General features: G+C 53.6%; 15 protein-coding genes and 2 pseudogenes. 9 read left to right on the forward strand and 8 right to left on the reverse strand.

All coding sequences use genetic code 11. The annotated features are described in order from the left end of the window. Positions 1–1,109: 1,109 nt before the first annotated feature. Positions 1,110–1,826 carry a YagK/YfjJ domain-containing protein gene (locus AC07R0_RS00600; protein WP_495103380.1) on the forward strand — a complete coding sequence of 239 codons (717 nt, stop codon included), beginning with the start codon at positions 1,110–1,112 and terminating at the stop codon, positions 1,824–1,826. A 232-nt stretch (positions 1,827–2,058) separates the two neighbouring features. Here the strand turns inward: AC07R0_RS00600 and AC07R0_RS00605 are convergent, their stop codons facing one another. Together AC07R0_RS00605 and AC07R0_RS00610 are read right to left on the reverse strand one after the other, a co-directional pair. Continuing rightward, complete coding sequence (locus AC07R0_RS00605) at positions 2,059–3,549, reverse strand: YfjI family protein (RefSeq protein WP_495103381.1); 1,491 nt, start codon at positions 3,547–3,549, stop codon at positions 2,059–2,061. A 257-nt stretch (positions 3,550–3,806) separates the two neighbouring features. Next, complete coding sequence (locus tag AC07R0_RS00610; RefSeq protein ID WP_495103382.1) at positions 3,807–4,298, reverse strand: helix-turn-helix transcriptional regulator; 492 nt, start codon at positions 4,296–4,298, stop codon at positions 3,807–3,809. Positions 4,299–4,698: 400 nt separating this feature from the next. On the opposite strand from AC07R0_RS00610, the pseudogene AC07R0_RS00615 reads away from it, so the two are divergent. After that, a pseudogene (locus AC07R0_RS00615) lies at positions 4,699–5,205 on the forward strand (IS1595 family transposase); the annotation flags it as partial. Positions 5,206–5,296: 91 nt separating this feature from the next. Here AC07R0_RS00615 and AC07R0_RS00620 read toward each other — a convergent pair. The 3 genes from AC07R0_RS00620 to AC07R0_RS00630 form a co-directional block, all read right to left on the reverse strand. Then, a complete protein-coding gene (locus AC07R0_RS00620; RefSeq protein WP_495103383.1) occupies positions 5,297–6,106 on the reverse strand; it encodes a hypothetical protein in 810 nt (269 codons plus the stop codon). Between the two features lie 17 nt (positions 6,107–6,123). Continuing rightward, on the reverse strand, positions 6,124–7,314 hold the full coding sequence (locus tag AC07R0_RS00625; protein WP_495103384.1) for a tyrosine-type recombinase/integrase: 1,191 nt from the start codon (positions 7,312–7,314) through the stop codon (positions 6,124–6,126). A gap of 1,005 nt (positions 7,315–8,319) precedes the next feature. Beyond that, positions 8,320–8,631 carry a hypothetical protein gene (locus tag AC07R0_RS00630; RefSeq protein ID WP_495099099.1) on the reverse strand — a complete coding sequence of 104 codons (312 nt, stop codon included), beginning with the start codon at positions 8,629–8,631 and terminating at the stop codon, positions 8,320–8,322. Positions 8,632–8,811: 180 nt separating this feature from the next. Here AC07R0_RS00630 and AC07R0_RS00635 point away from each other — a divergent pair, with 180 nt between their 5' ends. After that, the gene (locus AC07R0_RS00635; RefSeq protein WP_495103385.1) at positions 8,812–9,261 is read left to right on the forward strand and encodes a low molecular weight protein-tyrosine-phosphatase; all 450 of its coding nucleotides are present in this window, start codon (positions 8,812–8,814) and stop codon (positions 9,259–9,261) included. A 44-nt stretch (positions 9,262–9,305) separates the two neighbouring features. On the opposite strand, the gene AC07R0_RS00640 is transcribed toward AC07R0_RS00635, so the two are convergent. Beyond that, a complete protein-coding gene (locus AC07R0_RS00640) occupies positions 9,306–10,598 on the reverse strand; it encodes a lytic murein transglycosylase (protein WP_495103386.1) in 1,293 nt (430 codons plus the stop codon). Positions 10,599–10,656: 58 nt separating this feature from the next. On the opposite strand from AC07R0_RS00640, the gene AC07R0_RS00645 reads away from it, so the two are divergent. After that, positions 10,657–10,896, forward strand: a complete 240-nt coding sequence (locus tag AC07R0_RS00645; RefSeq protein ID WP_495103387.1) for a 4Fe-4S dicluster domain-containing protein — start codon at positions 10,657–10,659, stop codon at positions 10,894–10,896. Positions 10,897–10,906: 10 nt separating this feature from the next. Here AC07R0_RS00645 and AC07R0_RS00650 read toward each other — a convergent pair whose 3' ends face one another. Further along, on the reverse strand, positions 10,907–11,305 hold the full coding sequence (locus tag AC07R0_RS00650; protein ID WP_495099102.1) for an OB-fold protein: 399 nt from the start codon (positions 11,303–11,305) through the stop codon (positions 10,907–10,909). 297 nt (positions 11,306–11,602) lie between these two features. On the opposite strand from AC07R0_RS00650, the gene AC07R0_RS00655 reads away from it, so the two are divergent. Both AC07R0_RS00655 and AC07R0_RS00660 read left to right on the forward strand, forming a co-directional pair. After that, complete coding sequence (locus AC07R0_RS00655; RefSeq protein ID WP_495103388.1) at positions 11,603–12,388, forward strand: ParA family protein; 786 nt, start codon at positions 11,603–11,605, stop codon at positions 12,386–12,388. A 229-nt stretch (positions 12,389–12,617) separates the two neighbouring features. Next, on the forward strand, positions 12,618–13,424 hold the full coding sequence (locus AC07R0_RS00660; protein WP_495103389.1) for an SDR family NAD(P)-dependent oxidoreductase: 807 nt from the start codon (positions 12,618–12,620) through the stop codon (positions 13,422–13,424). Between the two features lie 10 nt (positions 13,425–13,434). Here AC07R0_RS00660 and AC07R0_RS00665 read toward each other — a convergent pair whose 3' ends face one another. Further along, positions 13,435–14,394, reverse strand: a complete 960-nt coding sequence (locus AC07R0_RS00665) for a LysR family transcriptional regulator (protein ID WP_495103390.1) — start codon at positions 14,392–14,394, stop codon at positions 13,435–13,437. Between the two features lie 105 nt (positions 14,395–14,499). Here AC07R0_RS00665 and AC07R0_RS00670 point away from each other — a divergent pair, with 105 nt between their 5' ends. The 3 genes and pseudogenes from AC07R0_RS00670 to chvE all read left to right on the forward strand — a co-directional run bounded on the left by AC07R0_RS00670 (position 14,500) and on the right by chvE (position 17,762). Continuing rightward, entirely contained in the window at positions 14,500–15,951 is a 1,452-nt protein-coding gene (locus tag AC07R0_RS00670; protein WP_495103391.1) for an aldehyde dehydrogenase family protein, read from the forward strand. Between the two features lie 42 nt (positions 15,952–15,993). Beyond that, a pseudogene (locus AC07R0_RS00675) lies at positions 15,994–16,675 on the forward strand (type 1 periplasmic-binding domain-containing protein). A 16-nt stretch (positions 16,676–16,691) separates the two neighbouring features. After that, on the forward strand, positions 16,692–17,762 hold the full coding sequence (gene chvE / locus AC07R0_RS00680; RefSeq protein ID WP_495077071.1) for a multiple monosaccharide ABC transporter substrate-binding protein: 1,071 nt from the start codon (positions 16,692–16,694) through the stop codon (positions 17,760–17,762). The last annotated feature ends 62 nt before the right edge of the window (positions 17,763–17,824 follow it).

A 17,824-nucleotide genomic window follows, 5' to 3' on the forward strand; every position in this document is an offset into this window, starting at 1 on the left:
CTTACAGGTAAGGATGAATATACGTATGCAAAACGCAGCACGCAGCGACCCGTTCTTCTATTGAAAGCCGTTTATACGGAAAATTACACTATAAAGCGTAGATGTTAGAGCTGATCCAATTCTAATTAATAGGGACCCTCTGCAAAACCCGTTTTTCAGAAATATTGATTCATAAAAATCAATAGGTTCCAAGCCACGATCTATTAAAAATTGGGGGTTTGTAGACCTTCTCTAGGGGGCGGCGGAAATCTTGGGCTGGTTTAAGCCGCAAGTCCAACGCTCGCTCGGCATCGAGGGGGCTGAGATAAGCCAAGGGATATTTTGATGCGTTTTTTATTATATCAGTGGATGTAGGCGTCAACGATCTGGATGAATTGCTCGTTGGTTGTCGTCTTCCAATCTGTGGCACCGCGGCTGATCAGTTGCCACATGAGCAACGCCATTCATTTTTACCCACGATAAGCTGATGATCGGTACTTGTTTTTTTTACACATGGGTGTAGTTTGTTTTCAAGAATCTAGCCGATATGGCACTTACGAGGGCGATGTGAATGCCATGCATTCGTAGGGCACGGTGATGTATCAGTATATTGCCATTGTCTTAGTAAGAAACTAAAAAACGAATTCGAGGAATTTGAACCACGTTGTGTAAATGTGTTCATCATGGCTGAATTATAGATTATCTCTGCATAATTCTGGAGTAGAGGTTTGGATGGTTTAATTTGATTTAAGCGTGAAGGCTTCAGCGGGTCTTCATTGCTACACGAGTGTTTGATTTTCTTGTATTATTGGTTTGAAAGTATTCTGAATGTATTAAGCATACATGCGGATGCGTTGGGTATATACTGAGTGTATGTATTAAGCATGAATATGGGGTTGTATATTAAATATATACCGGATTAATTTGTTTGGTGTGTATTGAGTATGCTTGAGGAGTATTCAAAGTTCGTAGTGTCTGATGTTGGATTGGCTATCTGTTAAATCATGACTGCAGGTTAATGTGATTGCATGCACGATCTCCTGTGATGTAAAAAATACTATCGTTGATAGATTGTATGCATTGATGAAGATCGATGCGGTTTCCTTATCAACTAAGCAGGTGCTTTTAAAATGAACAGCAATCAACGACATTCCTATTTCAATGATTTTGTATTTAACACAACAGCGTACGATCATCGAACACTAGATGAACTGCTCTATAGTGCCAAACGCAATCTATCAGAACTAACGAAGCTGATAAACCGGCTATTTGAGTACCATTCGCGGATACTGGTGTTGCGTGTAGATTTGAGCTACAAAAGGGAAGTGGCTAATGCAGTACCGATTGAAGTCGTACAGATGCATCGTGAACAACTACTCGGTGATAGACGGAATCATCCGGAAGTATTTGAAGGGTTGCTAGGCTACGCTTGGAGTCTTGAATACAGTGAAAAAGAAGGTGGCTATCACTACCACTTACTTGCGCTATACAACGGTGCTGTGCGTCGAGATGATATTGGAATAGGTCTGGCTATTCGTGATGTATGGAACACGATTACCGAAGGATGCGGCCAGTGCTATATCAGCAACTTCGATAAGGACAAATTACGGAATCAAGGTTGCTTGGGTATTGGCATGATTCATCGTGATGATGTGCCATTACGCATTAATCTAATCGAGAAGGTTGCTGCCTACCTGACCAAAAAATGTACTGCGTTTGATATCCAGTCAGGCAGAACAGATTCCGGTGAGTTTCGTACTTTCGGTAAGAGCTGGATGCCTAAACCGCTAGACCCAAACGTACCTCGTCGAGGGCGTCCTCCTGCATCAAATGGGCCGATGCGCTAGTTTTCTTGAGAGCCGGATTGGTGTCTGTGTCATTCGCAAGCATTAAAAATGCCTGGAACTGACGGTGGGGACAGTATTGGCGAGCCAGTGCCAGTGGGGGGGATGGCTACCAGGCACTGTTTGTTTAGTACCACGCCTGTGGCGTTGAACGTCTCACCAGCTGAACCACATTCCGCTATTTCTGCTACGAATAGCGGAAATAGCGGTGTTCGCATCAGACGCAAGCGATAAATCAAAGTCTACCTATTCTGAACTGCTGGATAGATTGGTTGTCATGCGGCTGCGTATATGCTTGAGCCGTGAAGTAATTTGGATTCAGATTGACGACTTCCGTTCGACCTATCATGCCGAACGAGATCCTATCCATGCGAGCAAGTTCCCAAAGGGCAGCGTTGAGCCGGTTTTTGTCGCGCAGGTTATTGGGGCAATATTGGCGTATGAAGTTTTTCCGGATCGGGTGATAGTTCCCACCTTTCTTGAAGATCTCCCAGAGCCAAAGTTCCAACTGCTGCGCATCCAATTGTTCTATCGGTACTTCCTGTTTGGTACCAAAAATGCGTTTGAATTCCAATAGGTACCAGGAGCAAATATTACTCGCCTGGTCATACGTGTCTACCTGAATCTGACCGGTGCGACCTTCTAAGTGGTGAAATAGCGCCGCCATTCGAATGGATGTTTCAGCTATCTTGGATGCAGCATCTCTCACGTCGCACAGATAGCCACCATTACCCATATCCGCTTCCACGGCGTTGTAAAAGCGGAGCCAGTTAAATCGGGCTTCCGTAGATAGCTCCAGCGTCACTTTATTGGACTGGGCATTATTCTTGTAGCCATCATGCAAAATGGATTCGATGCGATCCTGAAAAATCGGTAAATCTTTCCAAGCTACGTCTTGGATGTTGGAAATGAATCGCCACCCTTGTGTTGATTCCGGATACGTTATCAAACAGCGAGCAAAGAAACCAACATCACGTGCGTTTTGGCCCTGGGTTTCCAAGAAGTGATTAAACGTCCTGGGCTGGATCATGAGCGCCAGCGTGAAATTGGGCTCTCGCACAGTGAAGCTTTTAACCGACCTTCTATCAATGGTGATACTGTCTCCATCCCGAAGCTTGTTTAACAAAGGCAAGTTTCGTCCTGCATGGTTGCCTAGAACCATGCCTGCTTCGTCCGATATAAGTCCTCCGGAAGGCCATTGGGTATGCAATCCCCAAATAATAGCTTCCGGCGTTGCATCGTTATAGATGAGTTTAGGCACTTTGGCTGAAAGAGGCTTCAGTTTGAGGTGCGCCTGTAATGCCGACTTTTCAGCATCGGCGGACTCTCCTTTTTTCAGTGCATTTTGAAAAGATGATTCTCTCACTACGCGTTCGGCTTCCCATAGTTGCATTGCAATTTCATGGTCTTCCTGCTTTGACTCTTGAGTGGTTAGATGCGACTTTTCAAAGTTTCGAACGCCTTGAAAAAGCAGCCGATCGACTTGCGTCTTTCGCTCTCCAGACTCTGCAATTGAGACGGTGTATAAGCTTGGAGGGGCTTCATGACCGCCCTGTAACTTAACGCGAATCTGGTCTTGACATGCCAATGAGACGGCAGCCAATGCCGATGAAAATACCATCGACATAGGTGTCTGTGTGTGGCTCTGTGTTTCTAGGACTGCATTCTTCAGGATTTCGGGTGCGGACCAGTGTGGGAACTTTGGGGTGATGCTAGGGGGATTCATGGTGACGATCTTTCTTTAAGCGATTGGTTTCGGCTAATACATGTATTCGTGCTAGAGCGGGTTGGTATGAGTTTTCTATAAGACTTGCCTTGCGTAGAGTGAAAAGGGTGGCTCTATAAATCGCATTTACTGTTTTGCGGCTGATGGTTGATGTGAGTGAACGGGGAGACATGGAATATGTTTTTTGGGCGTGCATTTCTCCTGGCCTTGTGCGGTGGCCTGTTTAGTTGCTGGGGGGACTATTCCGCGTACGGAGATCAGTTGCGACTTGCTGAAACTCGATATTCCTGCCACGCATCTATTTCGGACTCAATCCATCCCACGGAATTCGCGGAAATCTTGACGCTTCGGGGAAAGTACGCGTCGTAATATGGGGAACGCCGGTCCATTAAGTAGTAAATGGCCGACCGCCCGAGACCAATGCGCGCCTTTAGATCCGCTAAGCGGAGAATGCGTATCTCGCGTCGGTTGCTACCGTCCGAATGGGCTGTCAACATCGCGGATTGACGAACTTCTCTCGTGACAGCAACCCTTGTTGAACTTGGTGCTTGGGGTGATTCTGTGCGTCGGCCCTCGGCGGCTTGCATGGAGGCGGGCTGTAGTGATTGCTGACTATTGCGTGTCAGCGTGCAGATTTCGTTCCGGCCAATGCGGCACGGCGCATCAGCTTGCTTGTTTTGAGGAACCGCAGACGCCGTTCTGATTCGAGAATTTTGCATAGTTCCACCATCGTTTTGGGTGGACTGCATACGTTTTGCTTATCCACCATGGTCCGGTAAGTGCCGGGATTACTGATGGTGAAAATTCTGATTCGGCAACTGGGTTACGTGTCAAGCGGTTGCGGTGAGCACGTAAGCCATTGTTTTTATTCAACTTCTTTGACTCGTAACTGGTTGCGCTCTTGAAAAAACTGCTCCAATTCTCTGCTTGGGGCTAATTTTTGGCGGTCTCAGAATCACGTGTTGACGGAGTAATCTGCAGGTGGCCACAGATGGAGAAGGTCCCCATGGACCCAAGACTTTTAGTACTGTTTGGAGCCGCTCAACCAACTCACAGTCATGCAAAGAGCTACGGTGCGACGTGCATTTAGTGAGCATTCTCCGTAGTAGGCGCCCATAGCGGTTTTGTCGGAACTACCAGGCGGACGCCATTGCCAAGCGCTGGCCCCGCGAGTGGCCCCTTAAGGCTGGAGCCGTTGCTTGCGGCGTTACCGATACCGGGCGTGCCGCCGCACATTGTGATAGTCGTGAGCGCGGCATTATCGAACCCGACGAGGTCTTCTTTCTGGAGTCCTTCAAGGGGCACAACGCGACCTGCCCCGACCAGATCCCGGTGATGGTGGTGCGTGACCGTGCCGTGAACATGGCTGGCTTTCAGTTGGACAAGTTCGACGCCGCATATGTGCGAGCGGCCTTGCTGCCGCTGAACGAGCGTGAGTCGGTGCGATGCATGGATGGGGCGGTCGTTTACGTCACTGTTGCTGGCACCAGCGGGGTCACGCATTACATGGTGCATGACTGCTGCGGGTCATGGGTGCGTGAAGGCGCTTTTCGTATCCAGAATGTCAATGCGGATCACAGTAGGCTGAAGAGCTGGATGGCCCGTTTTTACGGCGTCTCCAATAAGTACCTCTTCAATTACCTGGACTGGCGACACATGCTGGAGCGCTATCAGCACAGCATTCAACTTGCGGACTGCTCGCGCGAGACCCTTGGACGCTGGGAGCAACATGTAATTGGAACAAAGCCTAATTTTTCCCCTTGGATTGAGCTCTTCTTTCTTCTCTTCGCATCACGAATCGTATTCGCGTTGCTGATACCCGGTATTTTTCTTCGGCCATCCTTTCTCCGTGCTGGGCTAGATATTTGGCCGCCTCCGCAATGAGCTCAGGAGTCCATTTCTTTTTCTGCTTTCCTGGTCTTGCCGAAGAAGCGGGTGTCAGCGGAATAACGTCAGATGCATCTTCCTTCAAATGTGAGTCGATGAAAAGGAGTTCAAGGTCGATAAATTTGAAGAAAGAGACGGCATCTTCCTTTAGCACATACGCCATATTTTGATAGTGAAGAACGCTTTTCTCACCTGAAAGCAGAATTCTTTTTTCATTAAGAAGTCTGAGTTTTCCCTGTTTTACTTGGCTCAGATAATTTTCACAATGCTCTCTGACACGGTTTTCATAATCAGTCTTCATGGACTCCCTATTCCGAGGAGTGGTTATTGCCGGTTCCCACTGTGGCCTATTGGGATGTTTGTAATAATTTTCGAAGAAATATTCAATCTCTTCTGTTGACATGAAGTGATGAATTTTTGGCAATTCTGGGAGAATTGATTGAAGTATTTCTCGCTCTATCTCTGTTAAGGGGGATTTAAGGCAAATGGCTCTTTGGAATAAATACTCTGGCTCAGTGGTAAATGGTATTAAGGAGTAGCGTTTTTCACTGAGGCAGTCGATCCCCTGAGATTTGTCGGGCTCTTCGGGGACCAGGTTTGCGATTGATTTACCTATTTCCAAAAGAGTGTAGTGTTTTCGGTCAGGCAAAAAAACGGGGGCATCAATCATTTTTCAATTCGTACATGTTAAGTCTTGCAGAAAGTGGCCCAGTCCACCATTAAGTGTCGGCGTTTGTCCAGGGCGTCACCACGCCGATAAGCGGCCTCTACTTTATTGTCGAGTTCATGTGCGAGTGCCTGCTCGGCCACGTCACGCGGGTAGTTGGTGTGTTCTCTTGCCCAATCCCTGAAGGTAGACCGAAATCCGTGGGGGACGGCATCAACCTCCATCCTACGCATGACAGCCGTCATTGTCATATCGGAGAGCTGACCGCCCCGTGGCGCTTTGAATATTAGGTCGGGTGCATCTTGATGCGGTAGTGCATTGAGGATTCGAATCGCCGATTCGCTCAAGGGGACGCGGTGTTCTTTGCCGGCTTTCATTCTTTCAGCCGGGATGGTCCACACCTTCGTTTCCAAATCTATCTCGCCCCAGGTTGCCCCGCGTACTTCTCCACTGCGAGAGGCGCAGAGGATGGCAAATTCCAGTGCTCTCGCTGCCGTGCCTTCGCGCTTGCGCAGGTCCGCGATGAACTGCGGCATCTCTGCGATTGGCAGGGCTCGGTGATGCTCCACTTTCTTGATCTTGCTGGGGGCTGCCAGCAGCATATCGAGGTGGCCTTTCCAACGAGCGGGGTTTTCTCCCGTGCGGTACTTGCGCACGGTAGCCCAGTCCAGAACGTTTTCTATGCGGCCACGCACGCGGGAGGCGGTTTCATTTTTCGTTTTCCAGATCGGCTCCAGGGCGTTGAGTACGTGTTCCTGGGCCACGTCGCGCACGAGCAATTTACCCATGAAAGGGTAGGCGTAGGTTTCCAGGGTACTGGCCCATTGCGCTCTGTGCTTGGGATTTTTCCATGTATCCCCATGGGCTTCGAGGAAGCCTTCCGTGGCTTGCTCAAACGTCTTTTCCATCACCTGCTGTGCGCGTAGCAAGCTGGTGGCCGCCTTGCGTTGGGCAATTGGATCAATGCCTTGGGCAATTTCGTCGCGTGCTCTGCGGGCTTTTTCTTTTGCCATAGCCAGTGGCACGTCTGGAAAACCACCGAGCCCCATGTGGCGGCGCTTGCTACCGACCATCGTGCGTAGTACCCATGACCGTGCGCCCGCATCATTGACGTAGAGATATAGTCCAGCCACCCCCCCGACTGCATGGTTGCCGGGTGTGGTCAGCCGGCCCACTTCCAGCGCTGATAAGTCTTTTGCCTTGCGAACCATTGGCTATTTCCCTTTTTCTGTTCCTACCATGGTTTCTACCATAGATTCTCAGATTGGGTTGAATGCTTTTGGCGTAGATTGGACGGCTATTTTTTAAAAACTATTTAATATCAATGGGTTAGTGGATTTCGTTGGACTACTTTGGATCACTTATTGGCAGACACCCTTTCCGCCAAGAACCGGTTCCAGGAAGTTCGTAGAAGTTCAGGAACCACGCTAAAAGCCCCGCTAGTCGGGGCTTTTTCGTTCGTGGAGGTTCAAAGTAGTTCGTTGACAGCCAGCATTTGGTGGGGGCATATTTGGGGGCATAAATCCAGTTTTTTTGTGCCCCCAGAAAATATGCCCCCAAACGCGCCTGTATGCCCCTGACAAAACTCCAGTGCGACCGGGCCAAATGCCCCGCCGACCGTCCCTATATCCGCCTGGCTGACGAAAAGGGCATGTATTAAAAAAACCCGTTAAGAGTAAGCTAAATCAATAGCTTACGATTAATGGTTTTTTGCTTTTACCATGTTGATTATTGCTTCTGCTTGGCAGTCGTCTAACAGATTCGTATGGTTTTTGTACGGGGGCGCAAAGGCGTGATCAGGCATGCTGTGCCTAAACCCCTGCGGGGGGACTGAATCCTCCCGTCGACACCAGCGGAGGCTGGTTGGCGAGTTGCTGATTTCAACCAATCGGTTGATGAAATCGCCCGAACTGGCTGCTGCATCACCACAAGGCCGAGTCGCGCATGCTAACCAATCGCTTGCGTTCCTGGCGTTTGCGGTAGCGTAGTACGCAGGCTGTGCAGGCCCATGCCAAACCGCCGCAAAGCAATACTTCCCAGACACTGAGACTCCTGCCCAACAAGCTTGGAGCCATAGCGGATGCTCCGGTGGCTGCAAGGGCTTCGGTAACGGTTGTGAAGAGAAGATTCAACATGGGCTTCGGAACGATGTATTTCGGTGCTGGCGTTTCTCTGGATTGCAGCAGCCAAAGTTTTGCAACGTTTGAGGGGGCTGCTTACAAGACACGGACATCAAACCAGGCTTCTGGTAGATCCCCCAACCCTTGCAAGCCCGCAGTTCGTGCCACGTTACACGCAAGATGCCAATGGCTTACCAGCTTACGCGTTTCATCGCTGGGTTCTTGTACATCACTGTCGTCTGTCAGACGCTCTATTGCTTTGAGTACATGCGCTACGTCTTCCGGCGGGCCTATACGCCGCTCTAACGCTTTGCAGTAGCGCGCTTCCGCAGCCATGCGTTCCTTCTCGGGTAGATCGGGGTAGTCGCTGAGAGTGACGGTGTACAGGGTTTCGATCATGGTTTCCATGCGGGCTCTCACATCTGTAGTTGGGCTAAATACTGTTTTAATATACAGTATATTTGTCATCCTAGTGTAGAAGCATGGCCCGATTGGGAACTCTGGTACTGTTGCTTCCCGCTTGACCAGGATTGGGCATCCCGCACGACGACGATGATGATGAAAACCTTCTCTGTTCTATTTGTCTGCATGGGCAATATCTGTCGCAGTCCGACCGCCCATGGCGTGTTCCTGCACAAGGTCACTGCACAGGGCTGGGGGCACCGAATCCACGTGGATTCCGCCGGCACCCACAACTACCATCCCAATAGTCCCCCTGACGCCCGATCGCAGGCGCATGCATCCCGGCGTGGCTACGACCTGTCTTGTTTACGGGCGCGGCAGATCCGGGATGCGGACTTTGACGCATACGACCTGATTCTGGTGATGGACTGGGATAACCTGGCTTTGACGCAGAGCGAAAGCCCGTCCCGTCACCACTCCAAGATCCGGCGCTTGACCGAGTTCTGTGAACACTATGACAACCCGGTGGTCCCGGACCCCTATTACGGAGGGGAGCAAGGGTTTGAGGCCGTACTGGACCTGGTTGAAGATGCCTGTGAAGGCTTACTCAAGCATGTACAACGCCAGTTGGCTTGACGGTCGGGCTACCGGTGCATTGCGGATGTCCTGAATCCGCAATGCTATGGCGCTTGCAAGCGCTGCAACAACTCCAGGTCTGGATAGCCGTCGGACGGCAGGCCCAGGCTGCGTTGGTACTTTCTTAGGCCGTCGCGTGTGGTGGGGCCCATCAGGCCGTCGGCGCTGCCGCTGGCAAATCCACGTTGGTTCAGTGCTGTTTGTAGCTCCCGTATTTGGCTGCGCGTGAGGGCTTGCAGATCACGCGGCCACGCCGCTTGTACAGCGGGCCCATTGTCCAGGCGCTGGGCTAGCAGACTGACCGCGAGCGCGTAGCTGGTGGAGTTGTTGTAGCGCAGGATGGCGCGAAAGTTGGGGCCCACCAGAAAGGCGGGTCCGCGTGCGCCTGCAGGCAACAGGATTTCTGCCGCGTCCAGCGCGGGCAGGGCTGCGCCGTCCATGCTGCGCACGTCCTCCATTGCCCATTGCTCGGCGGTTTGCCGTATCTGGGTGTCGGCGCGGCCGAAGTCGAACCCTGCGGGGAGCTGCACCTCAGTGCCCCAGGGCTGGCCAGCTTGCCAGCCTGAGTGGGCCAGGAAGTTGGCTGTCGAGGCCAGTACATCGGCCATGCTGCCCCAGATGTCGCGGCGGCCGTCGCCATCGGCATCTACGGCGTAGGCCAGAAAGTTCGATGGCAGGAACTGGGTCTGGCCCATGGCGCCAGCCCAGGATCCGATCATGTGGGCACGGTCGATATCACGGTTTTGCAGAATCTTCAACGCTGCCAGCAATTGGCTACGGGCCCAGTCTTCGCGCCGCCCTTCGAAACCCAGCGTTGCCAGCGCGTCAATGGTGGGGATGTCGCCGTAGTTGCTGCCATAGTTGCTTTCCATGCCCCAGATGGCGACCAGGGTGCTGGCCGGTACGCCGTAGCTGGTGGCGGCTGCATCGGCTTCAGCCCGGACTTGCAGGAGTTTGTCCTGGCCGCGCACCACGCGTTGCGGGGATACGGCTGAGTCCAGATAGTCCCAGACAGTACGCGTGAATTCGGGCTGTGCCTGGTCTAGTTGGACCACACGTGGCAGGTAACGCACATTGTCGAAAGCGATATGCAGGGTGGCATCGCTGATGCCGGCGGCAAGCGCCGGGGCGCGGACGCTATCGACCCAGCGGGCGAAATCTGGTTGCAGGCTCTGTGCTTCGGCAGAGGGTGACGCTGGTGCGGCTTGGGTAGCGGCTGGCGAGACAGCTCGCAGCGGCTGCTTGGGTGGTGTGGAGGCACAGCCCGCCAGGAATGCGACTAGTGTTGTGGCGTGCCACCAGAAGCGGGGTATGGAGCGTGGCGAAGGTTCTTGCATCTTTGGATTTTCGTCTGTGTGGTGAACAAGGTTGTGCCGGTTCTATGATGTAGGTTCAATGGGTAGACCACGCCAAGTACCGAAACCGGTAATAGATACCACCCGCTGCACTGGCTGCGGCTGGTGCGTGCCCACGTGCGACCTGCATTTGCTGTCCTTGGAAAGGCAGGGCTGGAGGAAGTTCTCTGTTCTTAGCGATATAGATGCCTGTACCGGTTGCAGCAAATGCGCACTGCGCTGCCCGTTTGATGTGATCACGATGCACAAGGGCGCGCAGGGGCCGGAGCCAGGGATTTAAATACCAGCTTTTATAAGCTGACCATGTTGCAAAGCTCCAGCCCCGGGGAGCCCAGGCTGTAACCGTCACCTTTGCAGAGCAGATGGATGGTCTGGCCGCGTTTTAGCAAGGTGACGGCTTCTTCCGCTGGAAGCCGCCGGATTTTGACGGTGTTGGTGCTACTTTCCAGGCCTTCGACCAGGGTGACCTTGGTGTCGAAGCGGGCTGCAACCGGCATAAAGGAGCCTGATTTAAGGTACACCACCAGGGCGCCGACCATGTCGCGTGATACCAGGTCCACCGCAGTTTCCACCAGCAGTGGTTTACCTTTGTATTTTTGGTCGGCGGCAGCCTCGTTGGATTTGTAGGCTTGCATCAGGGTTTTGCTGCTGACGCGCAGGATCTTGCCTGCATCGGCTTCGGCCAACATGCTCCGTACGAATTTCTCTGCTTCCGGGGTTTCGAATGTGGGGGGCGTAGCTGCCAAGCAGCAGCTGAATGCGCAAAGACTGAGGTGGGCAGCAATGACTGCGGGCCGGATGCAGGCGCGGTTGAACATGTCTTCATGCTACCAAATCGCCGTAGTTGGGTCGGTAGCCATCTGCGATGGTCAGCGGCTTATTTTTGTCGCAGTGGGCATGCGATTTGCTGCTGGCCTGCGTTGGGCATGGACCGTGGACAATAGCCCGAGTTTTAGCCCCTGTCTCTTTGTACGAGGAACCGTGCCATGCCACTTGTCGTTTTCAACCAGAAGGGTGGGGTGGGTAAGTCCACCATTACCTGCAACCTGGCCGCCATCAGTGCCAGCCAGGGTTTGCGCACCCTGGTAATCGATCTGGACCCTCAGGGAAATTCCACAAGTTATCTGTTGGGATCGCTGGCACGCGAAGACCAGCCCACTGTGGCCGGGTTCTTTGAACATTGTCTGAGCTACAGCCTGCGCACGGTACCGCCCACGGATTTCATCGTACCCACGCCACACGAGAACCTGCATGTGATGCCGTCCAGCCCGGCGCTGGGCGAGCTGGAGGGCAAGCTGGAGTCGCGTCACAAGCTGTACAAGCTGCGTGAAGCCTTGCAGCAATTGGGGGCGGACTACGACCGTATTTACCTGGATACCCCACCCGCGCTGAACTTCTATACCCGTTCCGCCCTGATTGGCGCGCGTGCTTGCCTGATCCCGTTCGACTGCGACGAGTTTGCCCGCAAGGCCCTGTACACCTTGCTGGAGAACGTGCAGGAAATCCGCGTGGACCACAACCCCGGCCTGGTGGTGGACGGAATTGTGGTCAATCAGTTCCAACCGCGCGCCAACCTGCCGCAGCGCATGGTGAACGAATTGGTGGCCGAGGGTCTGCCTGTGCTGCAGCCCTATCTGTCCTCTTCGGTCAAGATACGTGAATCGCACGAACAATCCTTGCCCATGGTCTATCTGGACCCGCAGCACAAGCTGACCCAGGCTCTGGTGGCCTTGCATGTGGCGCTGGAGGTTAACCGGGCCGCAAGCGTTTAACGCAGGATGGGTGATTGCTATTTATTTCATAGCTGCTGATGCACGTAATACATGCGATAGAGCCATATTTTTTATAAATCCTGCGGCGGCAGATGGTGTGTTGGTTGAAGTGAAAAGCTGCGCCTTGTTCGGCGCGTAAATAGGTCCGGTGCTTGACGTGGATGGGGTGCGCAGGGCATAGTTATATCAAAATGCATTATTTTTTGCATTTAAAGATATATATTTTGCAATGACAAATAACATTAATTCGCAGGCGACATCTTCCGGCGCCGCATTGGACTCCACCTACCCCAGTTTGCGTAACCTGCCGGTCTTTGTGACTGGCGGCGGCGGTGGTATTGGCGCGGCCATCGTCTCGGCATTTGTGGAGCAGGGCGCACGGGTCGCCTTTGTGGATGTGGCCGAAGATGCCAGTCGCGCGCTGGCACAGCAGTTGCAGGACGCCGGCCATGCCGCGCCCTGGTGGCGTACCTGCGATGTGCGGGATGTGGCTGCGCTGCAAACGGCCATACAGGATGCCGCTGCGGTTCTGGGCGACTTTTCGGCACTGGTTAACAACGTGGCCAGCGACGACCGCCACACGCTGGAGTCGGTCACCCCCCAGTACTACGACCAGCGAATGGCCATCAACGAGCGGCCGGCATTTTTTGCAATCCAGTCGGTGGTGCCGGGCATGCGCCGACTGGGTGGTGGTTCCATCATCAACCTGGGGTCCACCGGCTGGCAGACCAAGGGCACGGGCTACCCCTGCTATGCGATCGCCAAGTCGTCGGTGAATGGCCTGACGCGTGGCTTGGCCAAGAGCCTGGGCCAGGATCGCATTCGCATCAACACCGTCTCGCCTGGTTGGGTGATGACCGAGCGCCAGGTCCAGCTGTGGCTGGATGCCGAGGGCGAGGCCAATTTGCAGCGCACCCAGTGCCTGCCCGACAAAATTTTGCCCGCAGATATCGCGCGCATGGTTTTGTTCCTGGCCTCCAGTGACGGCGCCATGTGCACCGCCCAAGAGTTCAAGGTGGATGCCGGCTGGGCTTGACAGCTTAGCTTTATTCGGCCTCCAGCTTGCATCCGTATAGTGACAGACTGGCGGTCTTCAGGGCCTTCATCATCACCTTGGCTGCGGGGGAGGGTAGGCGGTCGGTACGGGTGATGATGCCGAATGCATCCATATGGCATGGTATTTCCAACGGCACTATGGAAACAATGCCGTGGGCAGCATAGTACTTGGCGACATCGGCGGCAATTACGGCCACCATATCGCTTTGCTGCAGCATGCGGGTGATGAAGAGCAGGGCGGCGCTTTCAACCACATTCAACGGCGTGGCCAGCCCTACCTCCTGGAACATCAGCTCAAACCGGTGGCGTAGCACACTGCCGGCCGGCGGGACGATCCAGCCGGCGCCCACTACGTCGCGCAAGGTCAGTCCTGTCATGCCAATCAGCGGGTGGCCTGGTCGGACGACAGCGCATACCGGCTCTTCTACTAAGGGTTCGTAACGCAGATTGGTCTTATCGTGTTCGGCGAAAAGGCGGGCCACCAGGATGTCGAGTTTGCCCTGTTGTAGTCGCTCAATCAGCGCCGGGCTTGTATCGATGTCCAGTGCAATACGCAGCGTGGGTTGCTCCTGCTTGACCAGGGCAACAGCCGACGGCAGCAGTGTGAGCCCCGGTGAGGTGATCGCACCGATGCTGACTTGGCCAAAGCGTCCGGCTTTGAGCGCAGTGAGTTCTTCGTGTGCCTGGTTCAGGCTAGCCAGGGCTACGCGAGCATGGCGGATCATGGTTTCGCCATACCAAGTGGGCTGCATGCCGCGTGGCAGACGGTCGAATAGCGACACCTCCAGCACGTCTTCCAAGTCTTTGAGCAACTTTGACGCAGCGGGCTGAGTCATGTTGAGCACTTGGGCTGCCCGGTGGATGTTGCCTTCTTCCGCCAGGGCCACCAGCAACAAAAGCTGTCGGGTTTTCAGCCGAGCGCGGATGAACCAGTGGGTGTAATTCGTCATGGGGTTTTCCAGAATGCAGACATTGATATGTATTTTGTTGAAAAAATGATTAGATTGATATGAATTTTATTTCTAAACTGCTCGCACATTGGCAATCACATCTACATGACATCAGGCGAAAAACTGCAGACTGCCCGGCAATACATCAATGGTCGCTGGGAGACGGGTGTCACCACCGGCATTAGTGAAAATCCGTCTGATACCCGTGAAGTAGTTGCAGAGTACGCACGTGCTGATCGTAACCAGACCGAACTGGCGATACGTGCCGCTGCCGAGGCTTTGTCGCATTGGAGTCAGAGTACACCGCAGCGTCGATTCGACGTACTGGACCAAATTGGCAGCGAAATCCTGGCTCGCAAAGCTGAGTTGGGCAATCTACTTGCTCGGGAAGAGGGTAAGACTTTGCCAGAAGCCGTGGGCGAGGTCACACGGGCGGGCCAGATATTCAAATTTTTTGCCGGCGAGGCCTTGCGCATTGCGGGTGAGGCCATGGCCTCTGTGCGGCCGGGTGTGCAAGTTGACGTGACGCGTGAGCCGGTGGGGGTGGTTGGCATTATCGCTCCGTGGAATTTCCCGTTTGCCATTCCTGCATGGAAGATTGCACCGGCGCTCGCTTATGGTAATAGCGTGGTATTCAAGCCCGCTGAGTTAGTGCCAGCCTGCGGTTGGGCGTTGGCGGAGATCATTAGTCGTTCTGGTCTACCGGCAGGCGTTTTCAATCTGGTCATGGGTAGCGGCCGTGAGGTGGGTCAGACTCTGGTCGATAGCCCGCGCGTAAATGCTTTGAGCTTTACTGGTTCGGTGGCGACAGGTGAGCGCATCTTGCAGGCCACCTCGGCGCGGCGCGCGAAGGTGCAGTTGGAGATGGGCGGCAAAAATCCTTTGGTGGTGTTGGCCGACGCGGACCTAGACCAAGCGGTGGATTGTGCTGTGCAGGGCGCATATTTCTCAACGGGCCAGCGCTGCACCGCATCCAGCCGGTTGATTGTGGAAACGGCGGTGCATGACGCATTTGTATCGCAGCTGCGTCAACGGATGATCAAGCTGAAGGTTGGGCATGCGTTGGAGCGGGATACGGCCATAGGTCCGGTGGTGGATCGCAGTCAGTTGGTACAGCACTTGGCCTGGATGGAAATCGCCCGTGCAGAAGGTACGGAGCATATTTTTGGGGGCGCTGTCTTGGAGCGTCCTACACCTGGACACTACATGAGTCCCGCATTGTTCCTTGCGAAGCCAGAGCACCGCTTGGCCCGCGAAGAAATTTTCGGCCCCGTTGCCTGCGTACTGCGTGCAGATAGCTACGAGCATGCGCTGGCTTTGGCGAACGACACTCCATTTGGCTTATGTGCCGGTATATGCACTACATCGCTGAAAACCGCGATGCATTTTAAGCGCCATGCGGATGTGGGGATGACCATGGTCAATTTGCCTACAGCGGGTGTCGATTACCACGTGCCTTTTGGCGGGCGCAAGGGATCCAGCTACGGTCCGCGCGAGCAGGGGCGCTACGCAGCAGAGTTCTACACCACGGTGAAGACCGGCTACATGCTGGCCTGAAATAGCAGGCCGGGCAAACTACGAAATCAATTAGGAGGCGCTATAAAAATCAATTGCCGTACCCTTACAGCTGTACTGGCTGCTGTGTTTTTTATCGGCCTGCTGCCATCCGCTGCATTTGCACAGGAGAAAATTATTCTGGGTTTTAGCCAAGTGGGTGCCGAAAGCGAATGGCATACCGTTAATGCCGATTCCATCAAGGCTTCTGTCGCAGAAGCCGGAATTGAGTTGAAGTTCTCTGATGCACAGCAAAGGCAGAAAAATCAGATCAAGGCCATTCGTTCCTTCATTGCTCAGAACGTGGATGGCGACTTCACCCGTGCCAAGGGGAAGGAAGTCATGGAGGTATTTTTAAAGGCCGAGGGCAAGAAGATCAATGTGCTGTTTGCGCGCAACGAGGGCATGGCGATTGGTTCCAGCCAGGCGGTTGAAGACGCTACGTTCAAACCCGTCAAGGACATCATGATTATGTCCATCGATGCGGTGAAGGGCGCGTTCGACGCCATGATTACTGGTAAATTGAACGTGTCTGTTGAGTGCGGGCCGTTACTGGGCCCGAAGCTCATGGCCGTCATGATAAATTTGAAGGCAGGCAAGACTTTGCAAAAACGCATTCTGACTGAAGAAAGTATCTTTCCGATGGAAGTGGCTGCAAGAGTTCCCCAAGCGTAAATACTTATCTGCGCGAACCACGACGCCCTTGATACTGGGGGCGTTTTTTTAACCAACGGAGACATCCAATGAAACGTACGTTTATCAAAACCTTGCTGGCCAGCATGGCCCTGGCTGCTATGGGTTTCGCACCCCAGGCCAATGCACAAGACAAGGGAACCATCGGCATTTCCATGCCCACGAAATCTTCGGCCCGCTGGATCGCTGACGGCGACAACATGGTCAAGGTACTCAAGGAGCGCGGCTACAAGACCGATTTGCAGTACGCTGACGACGACATCCCTAACCAGCTCGCCCAAATCGAGAACATGGTTACCAAGGGTGCCAAGGTCCTGGTGATTGCTTCGATTGACGGAACCACGCTGTCCAAGGCGCTGCAAAACGCTGCCGACAAGGGCGTCAAGGTCATTGCCTATGACCGTCTGATCAAGGGCTCTAAGAACGTGGATTACTACGCTACGTTCGACAACTTCCAGGTCGGCGTGTTGCAAGCCGGCACCATTGTGGACAAGCTGGGCCTGAAACAAGGCAAGGGTCCGTTCAATATCGAGTTGTTTGGTGGTTCGCCAGATGACAACAACGCCTTCTTCTTCTACGACGGCGCGATGAGCGTGTTCAAGCCGTACATCGACAGCGGCAAGCTGGTGGTGCGCAGCAAGCAAATGGGCATGGACAAGGTCGGTACCCTGCGTTGGGATGGTGCTGTGGCCCAGGCCCGTATGGACAACTTGCTGTCCGCCTTCTATGCCAAGGACAAGGTCGATGCCGTGCTGTCCCCTTATGACGGCATTTCCATCGGGATTCTGTCTTCCCTCAAGGGTGTGGGCTACTGCACCAAGACCCAGCCTTGCCCCATTGTGAGCGGCCAGGACGCGGAAATACCTTCGGTGAAGTCCATTCTGCGTGGTGAACAGTACTCCACCATCTTCAAGGACACCCGTGAGCTGGCCAAGGTGACCGCCAATATGGTGGATGCCGAGTTGTCCGGCAAGAAGCCTGAAATCAACGACACCAAGACCTATAACAACGGCATCAAGGTCGTGCCTGCTTACCTGCTCAAGCCAGTGGCTGTAGATGCTTCCAACTGGAAGCCAATCCTGATTGACAGCGGTTACTACAAGGAATCGCAAGTCAAGTAAGCCGTGACGGCCGACGATCCTGCGTCTCGTGGAGCAGGATCGTTGTGCCTGAGATGCAATTT

It is taken from the genome of Rhodoferax sp. GW821-FHT07F03 (assembly GCF_059418745.1).

What these genes read in the sequence shown, in the direction of transcription:
- AC07R0_RS00630 (WP_495099099.1), bottom strand. Translation starts at nt 8,631, where the DNA reads ATGGAAACCATGATCGAAACCCTGTACACCGTCACTCTCAGCGACTAC.
- chvE (WP_495077071.1), top strand. Translation starts at nt 16,692, where the DNA reads ATGAAACGTACGTTTATCAAAACCTTGCTGGCCAGCATGGCCCTGGCT.
- AC07R0_RS00600 (WP_495103380.1), top strand. Translation starts at nt 1,110, where the DNA reads ATGAACAGCAATCAACGACATTCCTATTTCAATGATTTTGTATTTAAC.
- AC07R0_RS00670 (WP_495103391.1), top strand. Translation starts at nt 14,500, where the DNA reads ATGACATCAGGCGAAAAACTGCAGACTGCCCGGCAATACATCAATGGT.
- AC07R0_RS00650 (WP_495099102.1), bottom strand. Translation starts at nt 11,305, where the DNA reads ATGTTGGCCGAAGCCGATGCAGGCAAGATCCTGCGCGTCAGCAGCAAA.
- AC07R0_RS00610 (WP_495103382.1), bottom strand. Translation starts at nt 4,298, where the DNA reads ATGCAGTCCACCCAAAACGATGGTGGAACTATGCAAAATTCTCGAATC.
- AC07R0_RS00660 (WP_495103389.1), top strand. Translation starts at nt 12,618, where the DNA reads ATGACAAATAACATTAATTCGCAGGCGACATCTTCCGGCGCCGCATTG.
- AC07R0_RS00605 (WP_495103381.1), bottom strand. Translation starts at nt 3,549, where the DNA reads ATGAATCCCCCTAGCATCACCCCAAAGTTCCCACACTGGTCCGCACCC.
- AC07R0_RS00635 (WP_495103385.1), top strand. Translation starts at nt 8,812, where the DNA reads ATGGGCAATATCTGTCGCAGTCCGACCGCCCATGGCGTGTTCCTGCAC.
- AC07R0_RS00655 (WP_495103388.1), top strand. Translation starts at nt 11,603, where the DNA reads ATGCCACTTGTCGTTTTCAACCAGAAGGGTGGGGTGGGTAAGTCCACC.
- AC07R0_RS00620 (WP_495103383.1), bottom strand. Translation starts at nt 6,106, where the DNA reads ATGATTGATGCCCCCGTTTTTTTGCCTGACCGAAAACACTACACTCTT.
- AC07R0_RS00645 (WP_495103387.1), top strand. Translation starts at nt 10,657, where the DNA reads ATGGGTAGACCACGCCAAGTACCGAAACCGGTAATAGATACCACCCGC.
- AC07R0_RS00625 (WP_495103384.1), bottom strand. Translation starts at nt 7,314, where the DNA reads ATGGTTCGCAAGGCAAAAGACTTATCAGCGCTGGAAGTGGGCCGGCTG.
- AC07R0_RS00665 (WP_495103390.1), bottom strand. Translation starts at nt 14,394, where the DNA reads ATGACGAATTACACCCACTGGTTCATCCGCGCTCGGCTGAAAACCCGA.
- AC07R0_RS00640 (WP_495103386.1), bottom strand. Translation starts at nt 10,598, where the DNA reads ATGCAAGAACCTTCGCCACGCTCCATACCCCGCTTCTGGTGGCACGCC.